The organism is Geobacter sp. (genome assembly GCF_027327745.1).
Lineage (GTDB): Bacteria > Desulfobacterota > Desulfuromonadia > Geobacterales > Geobacteraceae > Geobacter.
The window spans coordinates 88,145-104,452 of the sequence record NZ_DAHVYG010000006.1; the positions used below are offsets into that span (position 1 = coordinate 88,145).

At 64.4% G+C, this 16,308-nt stretch carries 16 protein-coding genes; 4 read left to right on the forward strand and 12 right to left on the reverse strand.

All coding sequences use genetic code 11. The features are described 5' to 3' along the window. Positions 1 to 70 precede the first annotated feature (70 nt). From coaE to M6689_RS01480, 3 genes are all read right to left on the reverse strand, one after another. Positions 71 to 685, reverse strand: coding sequence for a dephospho-CoA kinase (gene coaE, locus M6689_RS01470; protein WP_298266940.1), 615 nt, complete (start codon positions 683 to 685; stop codon positions 71 to 73). Between the two features lie 99 nt (positions 686 to 784). Further along, on the reverse strand, positions 785 to 2,437 hold the full coding sequence (locus M6689_RS01475) for a FapA family protein (RefSeq protein WP_298266943.1): 1,653 nt from the start codon (positions 2,435 to 2,437) through the stop codon (positions 785 to 787). Positions 2,438 to 2,578: 141 nt separating this feature from the next. Continuing rightward, positions 2,579 to 3,709: an aminopeptidase gene (locus tag M6689_RS01480; RefSeq protein WP_298266946.1), complete on the reverse strand. Its 1,131-nt coding sequence runs from the start codon at positions 3,707 to 3,709 to the stop codon at positions 2,579 to 2,581. Between the two features lie 276 nt (positions 3,710 to 3,985). Here M6689_RS01480 and M6689_RS01485 point away from each other — a divergent pair, with 276 nt between their 5' ends. Together M6689_RS01485 and M6689_RS01490 are read left to right on the forward strand one after the other, a co-directional pair. Continuing rightward, positions 3,986 to 6,004: an FAD-dependent oxidoreductase gene (locus tag M6689_RS01485; RefSeq protein WP_298266948.1), complete on the forward strand. Its 2,019-nt coding sequence runs from the start codon at positions 3,986 to 3,988 to the stop codon at positions 6,002 to 6,004. Between the two features lie 128 nt (positions 6,005 to 6,132). Then, positions 6,133 to 8,667, forward strand: a complete 2,535-nt coding sequence (locus tag M6689_RS01490; RefSeq protein ID WP_298266951.1) for a molybdopterin-dependent oxidoreductase — start codon at positions 6,133 to 6,135, stop codon at positions 8,665 to 8,667. Between the two features lie 74 nt (positions 8,668 to 8,741). Here M6689_RS01490 and mltG read toward each other — a convergent pair whose 3' ends face one another. From mltG to typA, 9 genes are all read right to left on the reverse strand, one after another. Further along, entirely contained in the window at positions 8,742 to 9,893 is a 1,152-nt protein-coding gene (gene mltG, locus M6689_RS01495; protein ID WP_298266953.1) for an endolytic transglycosylase MltG, read from the reverse strand. Further along, positions 9,890 to 10,471 carry a glycerol-3-phosphate 1-O-acyltransferase PlsY gene (gene plsY, locus M6689_RS01500; RefSeq protein ID WP_298266955.1) on the reverse strand — a complete coding sequence of 194 codons (582 nt, stop codon included), beginning with the start codon at positions 10,469 to 10,471 and terminating at the stop codon, positions 9,890 to 9,892. Before plsY ends, mltG begins: the two co-directional genes overlap by 4 nt. 78 nt (positions 10,472 to 10,549) lie before the next feature. After that, positions 10,550 to 10,963 (reverse strand): MauE/DoxX family redox-associated membrane protein, encoded by a 414-nt coding sequence (locus tag M6689_RS01505; RefSeq protein ID WP_298266957.1) that lies wholly within the window; start codon positions 10,961 to 10,963, stop codon positions 10,550 to 10,552. Continuing rightward, the gene (locus tag M6689_RS01510; RefSeq protein ID WP_298266960.1) at positions 10,963 to 11,463 is read right to left on the reverse strand and encodes a rhodanese-like domain-containing protein; all 501 of its coding nucleotides are present in this window, start codon (positions 11,461 to 11,463) and stop codon (positions 10,963 to 10,965) included. Before M6689_RS01510 ends, M6689_RS01505 begins: the two co-directional genes overlap by 1 nt. Continuing rightward, complete coding sequence (locus M6689_RS01515; protein ID WP_298266962.1) at positions 11,460 to 11,816, reverse strand: DUF190 domain-containing protein; 357 nt, start codon at positions 11,814 to 11,816, stop codon at positions 11,460 to 11,462. Before M6689_RS01515 ends, M6689_RS01510 begins: the two co-directional genes overlap by 4 nt. Positions 11,817 to 11,826: 10 nt before the next feature. Then, positions 11,827 to 12,201 carry a fluoride efflux transporter CrcB gene (gene crcB, locus M6689_RS01520; protein WP_298266964.1) on the reverse strand — a complete coding sequence of 125 codons (375 nt, stop codon included), beginning with the start codon at positions 12,199 to 12,201 and terminating at the stop codon, positions 11,827 to 11,829. A gap of 15 nt (positions 12,202 to 12,216) precedes the next feature. Then, complete coding sequence (locus M6689_RS01525; protein WP_298266966.1) at positions 12,217 to 12,609, reverse strand: nuclear transport factor 2 family protein; 393 nt, start codon at positions 12,607 to 12,609, stop codon at positions 12,217 to 12,219. Beyond that, the gene (locus M6689_RS01530) at positions 12,609 to 13,367 is read right to left on the reverse strand and encodes an outer membrane protein assembly factor BamD (RefSeq protein ID WP_298266968.1); all 759 of its coding nucleotides are present in this window, start codon (positions 13,365 to 13,367) and stop codon (positions 12,609 to 12,611) included. Before M6689_RS01530 ends, M6689_RS01525 begins: the two co-directional genes overlap by 1 nt. Before the next feature lie 146 nt (positions 13,368 to 13,513). Further along, a complete protein-coding gene (gene typA / locus M6689_RS01535) occupies positions 13,514 to 15,313 on the reverse strand; it encodes a translational GTPase TypA (protein WP_298266970.1) in 1,800 nt (599 codons plus the stop codon). Positions 15,314 to 15,520: 207 nt separating this feature from the next. Between typA and M6689_RS01540 the strand changes: the two genes are divergently transcribed. After that, positions 15,521 to 15,652 (forward strand): hypothetical protein, encoded by a 132-nt coding sequence (locus tag M6689_RS01540; RefSeq protein WP_298266972.1) that lies wholly within the window; start codon positions 15,521 to 15,523, stop codon positions 15,650 to 15,652. A 15-nt stretch (positions 15,653 to 15,667) separates the two neighbouring features. Beyond that, positions 15,668 to 16,243 carry a M23 family metallopeptidase gene (locus tag M6689_RS01545; protein WP_298266975.1) on the forward strand — a complete coding sequence of 192 codons (576 nt, stop codon included), beginning with the start codon at positions 15,668 to 15,670 and terminating at the stop codon, positions 16,241 to 16,243. The last annotated feature ends 65 nt before the right edge of the window (positions 16,244 to 16,308 follow it).

Genomic DNA, 16,308 nt, shown 5'->3' on the forward strand with positions numbered 1-16,308 from the left:
GCGCCCCCGACGATTCACCGGGGGCGTTTTAGCGCGGTGACCTGCAACGGGTAACCATCCGGCGTGATGGTTACCCGTTTTTTGCATGCCCGGATCCACAGTGTCGCTCCCAGAGCGTTACGACCTGCCGTTCCAGGTTCCCCGGTTCCCCCCGGTTGTCGATGACCACCGTCCCCCGGGCCGCCTTCTCCTCCATCGGCATCTGCGCCGCAAGTCGCTGTTCGGCCTCTTCCCGGGTGATTCCGTCGCGGGCGATGAGGCGCGCCAGTTGCGTCTCCCGGTCGACGTAGACCACCCAGATTTCATCAACCCGCCCCGAGACTCCCGCTTCGATGAGAAGCGGCGCCACGTAGAACACTACCCCCTCGCCGCGTTCCCGGAGCGCCGCCAGTCTCTGCTCCGCGAGGGACGCGATGGCCGGATGGGTTATCGCCTCCAGCTTCCTGCGGGCGGCGGGGTCGGCAAAGATGAGCCGGCCCAGCGCCTTGCGGTCGATGGCGCCGTCGGGAAGGAGGATTCCCGCACCGAATGTCCCGACGATGGCGCGATGGCAGGCAGTGCCGGGCATGACCGCCTCCCGCGCAAGCTGGTCCGCGTCGACGACCGCCGCGCCGAGCCGTGTCAGTATCCGTGTCACGGTTGTTTTTCCCGACGCAATGCCGCCGGTCAGTCCGATAATGCGCATGGGGCCTCCGTTTGCTCGGTATACGTTCCCATACTCGGCGGACCGTGTCAACCGCGGGGATGAATGGTGAGAGGGTTTGGGGAAGGCGACGGGAGCGGGTCAGGACGAGGCGACAAGCTCGCCTTCTTCGAGCCTGAAGGTGGTGGGGCCGAGGTCTTCGTCGATCTGGAGCGCCTTGGTTCCGATGGAGACGATGACGCCGCCAAGCACCGCCCGTTCCGCGTGGATCCGGGCGTTGGCGACGCGTTCAAGACGTTTCTGGAGGCGTTTCTTCTCGCCGGCAAGTTCCGCCACGTCGGTGGCGAGCCGGTCCCGGCTTTGCCAGGCCTTCCCGAGCTGTTCGGGAGTTGCTTTCGAGGGGGCGTCGGCAAAGTATGAGAGCCTCTTCGTCACTTCGTCGAGTTCCCGTTCTTTTTCCTGGAGCTTCAGCTTTACGGTGGAGAGTTTCTCCCGCACGGAGGGGTCCACCCCGACGCTGACCAGGGTATGGACCCCCGCGTGGGAGCCGAGGGTGACCGCCTGGATCTCGTTCACCGCCTGGCAGCTGCCGCCGATGATATGACCCTTCTGGCTCCCTTCCTGGCCGACGGCAATCCGGTTGCCCGCCGAAAGCTCGCTCTGCATGGCAAATCCCTGGATGGTGATGTCGGCGCCGGCCGCAACCACGGCGTTTTCCACGAATAGGGCGGTCACCGAACCCTTGGCGCTGACATGGGCTGTCTCCTCACCCAGTTCTCCCCGGGCGCTGCGCACCTCCCCCTGGCCGATGATGCCGCCGCTCACGCCGATGTTTCCCCCTGCCTCCACCTTTGCCGCCTCTATCACCCCGCCGACGGAGATGTCGCCCGAGGCCTGCACCGTCATCCCCGCCGTGATGTCACCGGTGACGGCGATGGAGCCGATGAAAGAGAGGTTGCCGCTGGAGAGATCGACGTTCTTCACCTTGATGATCGGTTCGACGGTCACGCAATCTTTTGCAAGGATCGGCTGCCCCGCAACGGCGGCCACGAGGAGATTGGGGTCGTCGGGGGAAACCTCGGCGCCGCTCGGATTCTGGGCGAACTGCACGTCGGCAACCGGCGGCGGGGGGATTTCCTTCCCGAAAACACTCTCACCAGCCGTTCCCGGGACGGGGGGGATGCGGCGCATGAGGGGGGTCCCGACGGCGACGCTGACAATCTCTCCACGGTTTCGGTAGTCAATGATGCTGTCGTCATCATCGCCGCCGGGCTTCCGTTCCTTTACCGCCGGGAGGAGGCTGACGAGCTCCCCGTCGGTGCCCGCTTCAGGTGCCAGTCCGCAGGCGGCGAGGATTTCCCGGGGCCGTCCCGAGGCAACCGTCGCCTCGATCTCGGCGTAACGGATGCCGGTGACGATATTTTTTGCCTTGAGCCCCTGAAGCACCTGCTGGAGGGTGACCGGTGCACCCCCAAAAGGAGGGGTGATGGCGAGATAGGCCTCGACCCCGTCGTGGGAGCATTGGATGGTGAACGTGCCGTCACGACGTTCGCCAACGGCGACGGTAAAGGGTTGCGTGTCCGTGTTGCAGCGCGAGAGAAGCTCTTCGAGGGCGTTGTCGTAAACGAAGTGATTGGCGTAGCCGCTCGCCAGGAGTGCCTGATTGATCGCACCGCGGGTGAGCGGCGTCTTCTCGCCGTCCGCGGGAGGGGTAAAGCACGCCTGGAGCTTTTGCCCTTCCCTGGTGAGCGTGAAGGTGAGATCTGCCCGGTTCTGCTGCCCGACGTCAGCCATGTCCCGATCCCTGGTGAATGTGATGGGTGTCTCCGTCCGGCTTCCGGGGACACCGGAAGAAGAGAGCTGCATACTAGGTCTTCTTCTTTCGGTTATACGTATCGGTAGAGATGGGGGGAGACTTTATCGGATTTTTCCTGATCAGCCGGGGAGAAGAAGTTTGCCGTCCCGCAGAAGCACCGTGGCTGTCCCCTCGGCGGTCCGGGCGGTGAGGGTGGGGCGGTAGAAGACGTAATCCTCGTGGAACGGGGTTTGGACCGTGCCGCCAAAACCGGAATTATCGCCGAGGGCGATATGGATCGTGCCGAGGATCTTCTCCGCTTCCAGGATGTTGTCGGGACGGCTTGCCCGGTCGTTGGTGCCGATGCCAAGCTCGGCAATGTTGCGGTTCAGCTCGCTCTCGGCGAATTTCTGCTCCAGGGTTCCCCGGTGGGGTTCGTCGCCCCGGATTTCCACTACCCTTCCCTCCCGCACGACCAGCTCAAGGGGGGCAGCCAGTTTGTGGGTCGGACCGTATTCCAGGACCATGACCCCCTCGCTGGTCCCTTCCACGGGGGCAAGGTACACCTCCCCGGCAGGAAGGTTCCCGAAGCTTCCCGGTTCGGTGAGAAGACCGTCGTCTCCCTCGGCTGCCCGACCCCCCTTGCCGAACACCATCCGGGTTCCGTTCGGGGTTTCGACGGCGATTTCCACGGCGGAGTTGATGGCCTCCGCGAGCTTCGCCGTTCTCGCGGCAAGGCGGTGCCAGTCGACTCGCATGGAGGTGAAAAACATATCGGGGTCAAAATGGGGAAGGCTTGCAAATCGGCTCCCCGCGGCGTTTGCCAGGGCACGGAACCGGGTGTGGCTCGTGGAGTTGTTGGAGAGGGCGATGATCACCTCCGCGACCTCCTCCCGGCGGGCGACGACGATCTCCCGCGCCCGCTCCACATTCGCCGCCGTTGCCTGCTTGGTCAGAAGCCGCGCCAGCAGTCCCTCCCGGGCCAGCATTGCGACTATTTCAGCGCCGAAGACCGCCCGCCAGAGAGTTTCCGGCGGCTCCGCACCCGATGCCGCAGTGGCGGGGAAGGAGATGAACGTGGTGGCGCCGTAGACCTTTTCGGCGAAACGCGCCGCCTCCCCGGCAACCTGCAGGAGCCGGAGCCGGCGCTCCCGGTCTGCCGCGGAGGGGGTCTCGTCGGGGCGGACCGTATCGCCGAAGACGATGATCCGCTCCCCCTGCCGTACCCCCATGTTGACTTCGAAGAGCGATTTGAACGGTTCCCGGAACATGGTCATCTCCTCCGTTGATTATGAATGGGTTGCGGAAACGGGCAGGCGGCATCCGTCTGCCGCGCGGGATGATTCCCCGCCGACTATAGCAGAGGTCGTGGCGGGCTTCAATCCTGAGAAGAACCAATGCCCCGATTGATTTTTCCCTTGATTTGTGAGGGGGGATTGTGGTAGATACTGCATACTGTATACACTTTGTCGATGCAGTTTTTGATAATAAATGCAAATAGTTAAGAGTTTCTGACCAGCTCTGTGAAGGTCTGAACGGAGGCGTGCGTGGCACAGGTGGTTTTTTCCAGTTGGGGGAGAACGATCGTCGATAACCGCAAGGGAGGCGCTGCCCAGGAGGCGAGCTTCAGGCTCCCGACCACCTTTGACAGTGAGCGGTCGCTGTCCGCTTTCATGGGGTGGGACGGAATAATCCTTTTCGACGGCAGCGTCGACGTGCCGGCCATGGCCGCCGAGTACATGAAACGGGTCCAGACCCAGTACTGCTGCGGTAAGTGCACACCTGGCAAGAAGGGGACGCGGGTCCTCATGGACGTGCTCACCGCCATCGTCGAGGGACGGGCCAGCGAAGGGGACCTGGATACCATCGAGGACCTGGCGGATCTGCTCACAAACTGCAAGTGCACCCTCTGTCAGAGCTCCACCGTGCCGGTCCTCGATGCGGTGAAGCACTTCCGCGAGGATTTTCTCGCCTACATAATGGGGATTCGCAAGCCGGCAGCCGCCCACCGTTTCATCGACAAGTACACCGCCCCCTGCATGGACCGCTGTCCTGCCCATATCGACATCCCCGCCTACATCGAGGCGATCAAGGAGTACCGGTTCGACGAGTCGCTTTCGGTTGTCCGCGACAACATGCCGCTTCCCTCGGTCTGCGGCCGCGTCTGTCCGCACCCCTGCGAGACCCACTGCCGCCGCAAGAATGTGGATGAGGCCATCAGCATCATGGTCCTCAAGCGCTCCGCTTCCGACTACGAGTGGATGCACGGCATGCGGCCCCCCATGCAGCCCAAGGCCCGCAAGAGCAAGACCATTGCCGTGGTGGGGGCCGGGCCCGCCGGTCTTGCCTGCGCTTACTACCTGGCGCTGGAGGGGTATCCGGTCACTATCTACGAGGCGCTCCCCGAAGGGTTCGGCGGCGGGATGATCGCCGTCGGCATCCCCCCCTACCGCCAGCCGCGGCACCTGCTGCAGCGGGACATCGACATCATCGCCAGCATGGGGGTCGAGATCGTCTACGATACCCGGATCGGCAAGGATATCTCCCTCGAAGAGCTGAAGCAGAAGTTCGACGCGATCTTCCTGGCTCCCGGCGCCCACCGCTCGAAGCCGATGGGGGTCGAGGGGGAGGACAAGGGGTACAAGGGGTTCCTCAAAGGGGGGATCGATTTTCTCCGGGAGGCCTACATGGGGCGTCCTACCGGCATGGGAAAGAAGGTGGTCGTCGTCGGCGGCGGGAACACAGCCATCGACTGCGTCCGCGTCGCCCTGCGGGAGGGGGCCGAGGAGTCGACGCTCCTCTACCGCCGCTCCCGCAAGGAGATGCCTGCCGACGTCTGGGAAGTCGACGGTGCCGATGAGGAAGGGGTCCGATTCGAATTCCAGGTCCTTCCGACCAGGACCATCGTTGACGACAAAGAGCAGGTGACCGGCGTCGAGTGCGTCCGGATGGCCCTTGGGGAGCCCGATGCCTCCGGCCGCCGTCGTCCGGAGCCGGTACCCGGCAGTGAGTTCGTGGTCGAGTGCGACACGGTCATCCCGGCCATCGGCCAGGACCCGGACCTGTCGTTCATCCCGGAGAATCTGGGGATCGACATCACCAAGTGGAACACCGTCGTCACCAAGTACCTGCCGCTCAAGGACGCTGCCGGGAAGGATCTCAAGGACGGCATGGGGAACCCCCTCTCCCGGACGCTCATCACCGATCTGGACGGGGTCTTCGCCGGCGGCGACGCCGAGATCGGCCCCCTCACCGTCGTTGCCTGCATCGGTAGCGGTCACCGGGCGGCGAAGGTGATCCAGCGCTGGCTGGAAGAGGGGAAGGCCTCCCTCACCGAAGACGAGCTCTTCGAGGACATCCTGACCAATCTCCCCGTTTACGACAAGGGAGAGAAAGTCCCCTGGCTCGACTCGGTGGAGCGCGCGCACCAGGCCGAGGTCCACGGGCGGGAGCGGGCCAGCTACAAGAACTACCAGGAAGTCGAACTCGGCTTTACGGACAGCCAGGCGGTGCGTGAAGCCGAGCGGTGCCTGCGCTGCTACCGCGTTGCCATGGCGGCGGTCTAGCCCGCGCACCACCAGCTTCACGAAAGCAACAAGACCAGCACAAGGCTTAAGACCAGGGCCGGAACGGGGCGAACCCTTCGGGCTTTCGGGTCTAGGCCTTTTGCCTTACTATCCGAGGTGATTACGATATGGTCAGTCTCACGATCGACGGGAAGGATATTACGGTAGCGAAGGGGGCAACGATCCTCGAGGCGGCGGAGCTCCTCGGTATCACGATCCCGACTCTCTGCTGGCTGAAGAAGGTCTCCCCCACCGGAGCCTGCCGCGTCTGTGCGGTGGAGGTTGAAGGGGTCGACCGTCCCATGACCGCATGCAATACGCCGGTGAAGGACGGCATCGCGGTTACGACCCAATCGGAGAAGCTTTCGCGGATCCGCCAGAAGATCGTGGAGCTTCTTCTCGTCAATCACCCCCTCGACTGCCCGGTCTGCGATGCTGGTGGCGAGTGCGACCTTCAGAATTCCTGCTATGGCCTCGGAGCCTCCCGGCAAGAGTACGGGGCTGTCCTTGAGCGGCGCCAGATTCGTTACGACTGGCCCCTTATCGAGAGCGATCCCAACCGCTGCATCCTCTGCGAGAAATGCGTCAAGGTGGACCACGAGGTGGTCGGCTGCGACGCCATTGCCGTCGTTAACCGCGGGGAGGCGACGGTCATCGATACCGTGGACGGCAAGCCGCTCAACTGTGAGTTCTGCGGCAACTGCGTCGGCGTCTGCCCCACCGGCACCCTCATCAGCAAGCCGTTCAAGTTCCGGGGACGCCCCTGGGCCTTCGCGGTAACCAAGAGCGTCTGCGCCTTCTGCGCGGCCGGGTGCCAGGTCGAGTACCACACCCGCAACGGCCGGGTGGAGCGGGTAACGAGCGACGACGGGAACTACAACAGCGGCAACCTCTGCATCAACGGCCGCTTTGGCTACAGTTACGTGAATTCGGCCGACCGGCTCACCGAACCGATGGTCCGGGGGGCGAAGTCCGACTGGAATGCCGCCATGGGCGCCGCCGTGTCCGGCCTGAAGGAGATCGTCGAGAAGCACGGGGCCGGTGCCGTGGCGGGGATCGGCTCTCCGCGGGTGACAAACGAGGAGAACTACCTCTTCCAGAAGCTTTTCCGGGCCGGCATCGGGAGCGCCAACATCGATTCCGAGGCGCGGCTCGGCTTCGCCCAGGCCCAGGACGCGTTGCGCGGAATGCTTGGCCTGAACGGGGCCAGTGCCACCATCGATGCCATCGACCGGGCCGCTGCAGTGCTTGTCTTCGGTTGCGATCTGAATGCCGAGGCGACCGGGATGGAGTACCGGGTCATCAAGGCGGTCACCAAGAACAACGCCAAGCTGGTACTGGCGAACATGCGCGGCGTGAAACTCAGGAAGTTTGCCAACAGCCATCTGGCGTACCGGCCGGGAAGCGAGCTGGCGGTCATCGCCGCCCTCACCAAGCTTGTGCTTGAGGAAGGTCTGGAGGATGCGGATTTCATCGCCAAGAGGGTGACCAACATCGCCGAGCTGAAGGCGTCGCTGGCGGGGGTCTCCCTTGCCGAGGCCGTCGCCGCATCCGGCGTCTCCGAAACCGACCTCCGGGGAGCGGCGAAGCTGCTGGGCGGGAAGAAGAGTGTTGCCGTCATCTTCGGCGCCGACCTCATACGGAGCGGCGCCACCGACGAGAAGGTGAAGGCCCTCGCCAACCTCTCCCTCGTGCTCGGTGCCCTTGGCAAGGATGCGGGCGGACTGTTCCCCGTTTATGAAAAGACTAACATCCGGGGTCTCCTCGACATGGGTGTTGCCCCCAGCCATCTCCCGGGCTACAGGGGAGGAGCCGCTGCCGCCGCCTTCGAGAAGGCGTGGGGACGACCGGTAGCGGCCGAACAGGGCAAAGATCTCTGGCAGATCGTCGAGGGGATCGAGCAGGGAAGCATCAAGGCGCTCTATCTCCTGGGGTGCGACCCGATCGTGTCCTTCCCCGAGGGGGGGAGAATCCGGGCGGCGCTGGAAAAGCTCGACCTTCTCATCGTCCAGGATCCGTTCCCCGGCGAGGCGGCGAAGCTTGCCCATGTGCTCTTCCCTTCCTCCGTGGCGGCCGAGAAGAGCGGCACCTTCACCACCATCGACGGCCGTGTCCAGTCCCTGGCAAAGGCGGCCAACCCTCCGGGCGACGCCCGGGAGGACTGGGATATCCTGATGGAGCTTTACAACCGGCTGACCGGGGCGGGACGCCCCGCCACTCCCGCCGCCATCATGGCCGAGATTGCCTCCCTCGTCCCCGGCTACGGGGCAGGGGTCACCCTCCCGGCCGGGCTGCCGGCGGGGCCCGTCACCTTTGCCGCCATCGGCAGCACCGCTGCCGGGCCGCAGCCGCCGTACACGCTCCTGACCGGTGCCATCCTCTACCATAGCGGCAGCACCACCACTTGGTCGGCGAACAACCTGGAGGTGGCTCCCGAGGGGTATGTGGAGATCCACCCGGGCGACGCAGCAAAGCTCGGGATCGGCGACGGCGCTCCGCTGAAACTCGGTACCGCCGGGGGGAGCGTCACCGGAAAGGCGCGGCTCTCCGCACGGGTACAGCCGGGGCTTCTCTTTGCACCGTATCATTTCCGCAGCATGAATGTGACTGCGCTCCTCTCGCGAGGGGCGAACTGGACGGGAGTCTCGGTGGAAAAGGGATAGCCGCTCAAGCAAAAATGGAGTCAAACGAAAAGCCCCGCCGTGCTGGCGGGGCTTTTCGTTTTCTATGGGTCTGTTCAGCGGCTGCCGGTGATCGAAGGGTGCTCGGTGCGCAGTTCCGCACCCCCTCTGAGGTAGGTGCGGACGGCGGCGTTATGCTCGTCGAGGGTGGTGGAAAAGAGGTGGGTTCCATCCCCCTTTGCGACGAAGTAGAGGTAGGGGGTCTGCGCGGGATGGAGGGCCGCCTCCATCGCCCCTTCGCTCGGGTTGCCGATGGGACCGGGGGGAAGGCCGGAGATGATATAGGTGTTGTACGGCGTCGCCCGCTCGATGTCCCGTTTGGTCACGTTCCCGCCGAAGGCGCGGATGCCGTAGAGGGCGGTGGGGTCGCTTTGGAGGCGCATTCCCTTCCGCAGGCGGTTATGAAAGACCGAGGAAATGAGGGGACGCTCGGCCGGGGAGACGGCCTCCTTTTCGATCAGGGAAGCGAGAATGGTGATCTCCCGGCGAGAGACGCCGAGACGCCGGGCCTCGGCGGCGAACCGCTCCGCATAGACCTTGTCGCCATGGGCCACCATGGTCCGGATGAGGGCCGCCTCGTCCATCTTCTTCGTGACGTTGTAGGTGCTCGGGAAAAGGTACCCCTCCACGCTTTTTCCGTCGATGCCGAGCTCTGCCAGAAGTTTCGGGTCGCCGGCGGCCCTGAGAAAGGCATCCCTGCGAAAGATCCGGCGCTCTTCGAGGAGCTCCGCCACCTGATAGATGGAGTACCCCTCGGGAACCGCAAAACGCTCGGCATAGACCTCGCCGTTCACCATCTTGCGCAGGATCTCGGAGGGGCGCATGGCATCGCTGAGCTGATACTCTCCCGCCTTGAGCCGTCCGGCATCCCCGGAGAGCCGGGTAAAGATGACGAAGAGCCGGGCGCTGGAAATGATGCCGGCCCGCTCCAGTTCGTCGGCGATGCGACGGGGGGTATATCCTTTCTCGAAATCGAGGACCCGGACGTTTTTCCCGGTGCCGGCCGGCAGGGAGAGGAACAGGGCGAAGCGGAGAAGCGGCGCCAGAAGCAGGACGAGGAGGAGCGCGACGGCCGTCAGGGTGCGGCGATCCCTCGGGTCGAAACGCCGAGGACGCGGTTTCGCCCCATCTGCCGGCGGTACCGTTGCGGTTTCGGTTGGAGAAGAGACTGCCTCAGCGGGGGTATCGGCTGGTTCGGGGGTGGTCATGCCTTGAACTTGTTTTCGGTCCCTTCCCGGAGCCGCCGGATGTTCTCCCGGTGCTTCCAGATGACGAGAACGGAGACGGCGAGGGTGAGGGCGACGACAAGGGGTTTGCCTTCGACGACTGCCACGGCGACGGGCATCACGGCGGCGGCCGTGATGGAGCCGAGGGAAATGTAGCGCCATTTGGCGACCACCCCGAAGAAGACCCCGAGGGCGGCCAGCACGGCGAGGGGAGAGATGCCGAGGAAGACCCCGAGGGCGGTGGCAACCCCCTTACCCCCCTTGAACCGGAGAAACACAGTATAGACGTGGCCGAGAAACGCCGCCAGTCCGGCGGCTGCCACCCATGCCTCATCGAAGCCGAGGCGCCGTGCGACGAGAACCGGAACCAGTCCCTTCAGACAGTCTCCCACGAGGGTCATGATCCCGACCGTGCGGCCGAGGGTCCGGTAGACGTTGGTGGCGCCGATGTTGCCGCTGCCGGTGGCCCTGATGTCGACGCCTAGGGCACGGGCGAGGAGAAGCCCCGTGGGGATCGATCCGAGGAGATACGCTCCGGCGACGAGAAAGATCTGCTTCAAATCAGCTGCTCCGATACTTAATGAAAACGACCGGCATACTACACCATTTCGGCCGGGGGGGCAAGGGAGCCGTCGCGGTCAGCGCTTCCCCTGCCGGTAAACGAAACCAGCCGCCGCGACCATCATGAAATCACGAAAGATTGCGGTCCCGGCGGAGGTCTTATCCCCCTGTCCGAAACAGCCGCAGTCGATGTCGAGCCCCCTCGCCACGGTGGAGACGAGGAGGGCGATGAAGACGAGGTTCAGCACCACCGCCAGCGCGGCGGCGGTGCGGGTTCGCCACCCGGTCACGAGAAGTGCCCCGCAGATCACCTCCACCCACGGAAGGATGGCCGCCACGAGATAGGTGCCGAAGTAGCCGACGATCCGGTAGTTGGCGACGCTTCCGGCGAAGGCGGCGGGATTGGCGATCTTGAGCACCCCCGCGTAGAGAAAGAGGGCGCCAAGCGCCACCCGAAGGACGGCGGTGAGATGTCTGGCGACCGGATGCATCACGATCCTCCCTGGGCGACGGGGTAGCCGGCATCGCGCCATTCTGGGAACCCACCCTCGAAGACGAAGACCTGGGTGAAGCCGGCGGCCAGGAGACGCCGGCCCAGGGTCTTGCTGTCGTGGCAGTCGTAGCCGTTGCAATAGACGATCAGAAGCTTATCCTTCGGGGTCTTCGCCGCGAATCCGGGGAGCAGTCGGTCGGCCTCGCCAAGGGGGAGGGAAACCGCCCCGCTGATGTGCCCCTTGCGGAAGGCGTCCCGGTCCCGGGCATCGATGACGAGGGCCTCCTTCGTGGCGGAGAGTTCCTTGACCTGCATGAGGCCGAGGGGGAGGGGCTCCTGTGGTGCCCCGGTCCCCTGCCTCGGCGCCGGGGGGGGGGCGGTGGGGTTCCCGTGCCAGACGTCGCGAAGAAGGCGGAAGTTCCAGACGACGCCGATGGCCGCCGCCACGAGCACAATGACGGCTATCTCCGTCACGAGACGTCGGAGATCGGCCTTCACGGCGTGTCCGCTCCTTTGGTTTTCGCCTCGTAGCGGATGACGGTCGCCTTCTCCAGGGTGATCATACCGCCGTTCATCATGGCGTCGATCCGCGGCATCAGCGCGTCGATCCGCTCCTGCTCCTCCACCACCTCCACCACGATGGGGAGATCGGTGGAGAGTTCCAGGAGCTTGTCGGTGTGGTAGACGCTGGAGGCGCCGAACCCGGCCACGGCACGGAGCACCGTGGCCCCGGCGAATCCCTCCTGGCGAAAGAGTTCCACCAGGGCCTCGTAGAGGGGTTTGTGGCCGTGCCGGTCGCCTTCGCCGATGAAGATCCGCATCAGAACCTTTTCGCCGCTGAATCTGGTCATGGAGCGCTCCTTACAGGTGGCGGGCCGCCATGATGCCGGCCCAGGTGCAGGCAAGGCAGACCAGCACGCTCGCCAGGATGTTCACCGAGGCGGTGAGGAACTCGCCGTCCTCGAGAAGCTTGAAGGTCTCGAAACTGAAGGTGGAGAAGGTGGTGAGCCCGCCGAGGAAGCCGATGGTGAGGGCGCTGCGGAGCTCGCTCGGAAGGAGGGTGCTGCGGACCCCGAATTCCATGATCAGCCCGATCAGAAACGCCCCGATGATGTTCACCGCAAAGGTCCCGTAGGGGAGTCCCCGCCCCAGGATACCGTAGACCCACCCAGAGAGGAGATAGCGGCTTACGCAGCCGAGGGCGCCGAAAAGGGCTATGAGGAGGATGGTCTGCATCTCGCGTTTCCTGTCTCAGAGGCCGCCGACGATCTTCCAGCCGCCCGCCTCGCGGCGGAGCCGGAGGGTCTCCTCTCCTGCCAGCTCCAGGGGACGTCCCCGGAAGGTCACCTTCATGGCGTAGCGGCCGGTGACGATGGCGTCGGCCCCCTTCACCTCGACGGTGCGGCCGAGGGAGCGGTAGGAGACCGGGCCGAACCCCCTGATCATCCGTTCCAGCTCGCCCCGCTCGGCAGCGAAGTCCTTCCCCCTGTCGCGGTAGGCGGGGGAGAGGAGCGACGCGTAGAGGGGGGCGTCCGCCGTGGCGAGGGCCTTTTCCCGCAGCCTCATCACCTCCTCCACGGCACGCTGCTGCGGACTACAGGCGGTGAGGTAGATAAGCGCGATGAGCGGCAGGGGGAGTTTCATCAGTAGTTCTTGTCGAGGAACTCCCGCGCCTCGTCCACGTACTTGCTGGTGCGGTACTCGTTGAAGAGCCGCTGGAACGCCTCGCGCCCCTTGGCCCGGTCGCCGGCGAGAACGTAGGATTTTCCCAGGAAGTAGAGGGTCTCGTCGTGGAGCGGGGAGCGGGGGTATTTCGTGAGGGCCTCTTCGAGGCGCTTGATGGCGGAGGCGTATTTTTCGGTCCGGTAATAGAACCGGCCGACGTAGATCTCGTATTCCACCTGCTTCATCCGGCAGACTTCGAGCTTGTTGCGGACCTCCTGGGCGTACTCGGAGGTCGGATAGAGCTTCAGGAACGACTCGAAGAAGGCGACGGCGTTGGTGACCGGGGTCTGGTCCGTATCGATGCCGGTGATCTGGTTGTAGTAGCTCAGGGCCTGGCGGTAGAGGGCGTAGGCCGACTTCTCGTTGTTGGGGTGGAGCTTGCGGAACTCCTCGTAGGAGGCGGCCGCTTCGATGAAGTTGCCGTTGTCGAACTGGGCGTCGGCGATCTTGATCTCGGCCAGGGCGGTCATCTCGGGCGAGGCGTAGCTATCCTTCACCTTCTTCCACTGGGCGATGGCGTCCTCGTAACGTCGGGAGCTCTGGAACGCCTCGGCCTCCTTGGCCATCATCTCGGGGTTGCGGCTCACAGGCTCCGAGGTGGTGGCGCAACCGGCGGCGCCAAGCAGGGAGAGGGCGCACAGGGAATAATACAATGTCCAGCGTATGGAGAGCTTCATATCGCCTCACCTTACAGGGGGATTCAGGAAAAGGTAGAGAAAATGCCCGGCAAAGTCAATGCAAACGTGTCACTGTCGGGGATCCGCGTTCGTGCCGCCGGCAGGTCGATGACGAACCTGCCGGCGGCACTTGGGAGAGGGTGCCGTTACCCCTTGCGTTTGCGCCGGTTCGGATCGAGCTCCTTCTTGCGGAGCCGGATCGACTGGGGGGTCACCTCCACCAGCTCGTCGTCGTCGATGAACTCCAGGGCCTGCTCCAGGGTGAGGATGCGGGGCGGGGTGAGCTTGATGGCGTCGTCGGAGCCGGAGGCCCGGACGTTGGTGAGCTTCTTCCCCTTGCAGGGGTTCACGTCGAGATCGTTGTCCTTGGCGTGCTGGCCGATGATCATCCCGCCGTAAACCTCGACCCCCGGCCCGAGGAAGAGGATCCCCCGGGGCTGGAGGGCGTCCAGGGAGTAGGCGGTGGTCTCGCCGTTCTCCATGGCGATCAGGACCCCGTTCTTGCGCCCCGGGATGTCACCCTTGTAGGGGGCGTAGTCGTGGAAGGTGTGGGTCATGACTGCGGTGCCGCGGGTCTCGGTGAGGAGTTCGCCCCGCAGCCCGATGAGCCCCCGGGCCGGCACGATGAACTCCAGCCGCACCGTCTCCCCCATGGGCTGCATGGAGGTCATCTCCCCCTTGCGGGGCCCCATCTTCTCGATGATCGACCCCTGGAATTCGGCGGGGACGTCCACCACCAGGTACTCCATCGGCTCCATCTTCTTGCCGTCGATCTCCCGCATGATGACCTCGGGCTTGGAGACCGCCATCTCGAACCCCTCCCGGCGCATGTTCTCGATGAGGATGGAGAGGTGGAGCTCGCCGCGCCCCGAGACCTTGAAGGTGTCGGCGTTGCCGGTCTCCTCCACCCGCAGCGACACGTTGGTCCGCAGCTCCCGGTCGAGGCGGTCGCGGATGTTGCGGGAGGTGACGAACTTCCCTTCCTTGCCGGCGAAGGGGGAGGAGTTGACGATGAAGTTCATGGCGATGGTCGGCTCGTCGATGGAGACGTAGGGGAGTGCCACCGGGTTGTCGGCGGCGGCCAGGGTCTCGCCGATCCCCACCTCGTCGAAGCCGGCCACGGTGACGATGTCGCCGGTGCACGCCTCGGGGACCTCCACCTGCTTGAGCCCCTCGTAGCCGAGGAGCTTGGTGATGCGCCCCTTCACGATGCTGCCGTCGCGGCGCACCAGCGCCACGGTCTCGCCGCTTCTGACGCTGCCGTTGAAGACCTTGCCGGTGGCGATGCGGCCGATATAGTCGTTGTAGTCGATGTTGGTGACCAGGAGCTGGAACGGCGCCCTGGCGTCGCCGACCGGCGGGTGGACGTTACTTTCGATCACTGCGAAGAGCGGCTCCATGCTGTTGGACTCGGTGTCGAGGTCCAGCTTGGCGAACCCCAGCTTGGCGCTGGTGTAGACGATGGGGAAATCGAGCTGCTCGTCGTTGGCGTTCAGCTCGCAGAAGAGGTCGAAGACCATGTCCACCACCTCGTCGGCCCGGGAGCCGGGGCGGTCGATCTTGTTGATGACAACGATCGGCTTCAGCCCCAGGTCCAGGGACTTCTTGAGCACGAAGCGGGTCTGGGGCATGGGGCCGTCCAGGGCGTCCACCAGCAGCAGCACCGAGTCCACCATCTTCAGGACCCGCTCCACCTCGCCGCCGAAGTCGGCGTGGCCCGGGGTGTCGACGATGTTGATCTTGTAGCGGCCGTGGTGGACCGAGAGGTTCTTGGCCAGGATGGTGATGCCGCGCTCCTTCTCCAGGTCGTTGGAATCCATGACCCGCTCGGTGATGGCCTCGTTTTCCCGGAAGACCCCGGCGTGCTTCAGCATGGCGTCCACGAGGGTGGTCTTCCCGTGGTCGACGTGGGCGATGATGGCGATGTTTCTGATTCTCTCCTGCATGAAACGATACTCCTCGCGGTGAAATTGATGATGACGGAAAAAAGAAAAGACGAGCGGCCGCCCGTCTTCGGAAACAACTTACTATGGCAATTTTTTTGAGAAATGACAAGCATTTTTCGGCTGGCTTGGGGTTGCGTTATTCTGTCGAAACGTGGCATATAGATTGCTGAGACAATCGCGGCCCGAAAAGCTCACAGGGAGGTTTCGATGACAACCATCCGCGATTTTTTCCATATTCTCAAGAAAGGCGCCCTTCAGGACGACAGGCCGCTTTTTTCATTCATCCTCGGCCTCATCGTCCTGGCGTTCACCCTGATCGTTTACGGTGTGGCGAAGTAGCGGGAGATCCCGGTCATGAAACGTCTCATTGCCCTTTCGACGGCTCTGCTGTTGGCCATGCCGGCCGCGGCGGCGGCGCGCCGCCTTCCGGTGGACGGGGGAACAGTCACCTCCGGCATCGGCTGGCGTCCCGATCCCTTCGGCAGCGGCCGGAAGGTATATCACCACGGCGTCGACATCGCGGTCCCCGAGGGGACCCCCGTCTACCCCACCCAGGTCGGCAGGATCATTTATGCCGGGATCTACAAGGGTTACGGGAACCTGGTGGCCATCGACCACGGCAACGGCTACATCACCCTCTACGGCCACAATGCGTCCCTCCTCGTGAAGCCGGGGGACCTCGTCGACGACAGGACCGTCATCGCCCTCTCGGGGAACACCGGCCGCTCCACCGGCCCCCACGTCCATTACGAGGTGAGGCAGATCCCGGTCTCCGACCGGCAGCGCCGTGAGGTCCGGGCACGGCTCGAAGAGCGGCTGAAGGAGGTCGTTACGCAGAATGTCGAATCGTGGGTGACTGGCTACGAGCAGGGAAAGGGGGGAGAGCCGGCGCCGATCGAGCTGGCGCTCCCGGCGGGGGATGAGCCGTGAGGTGACGTCCGGCAGCGGCGGCGGACATGAAAAAGGCGGGGCACCATGCCCCGCCTTTTTGCGAT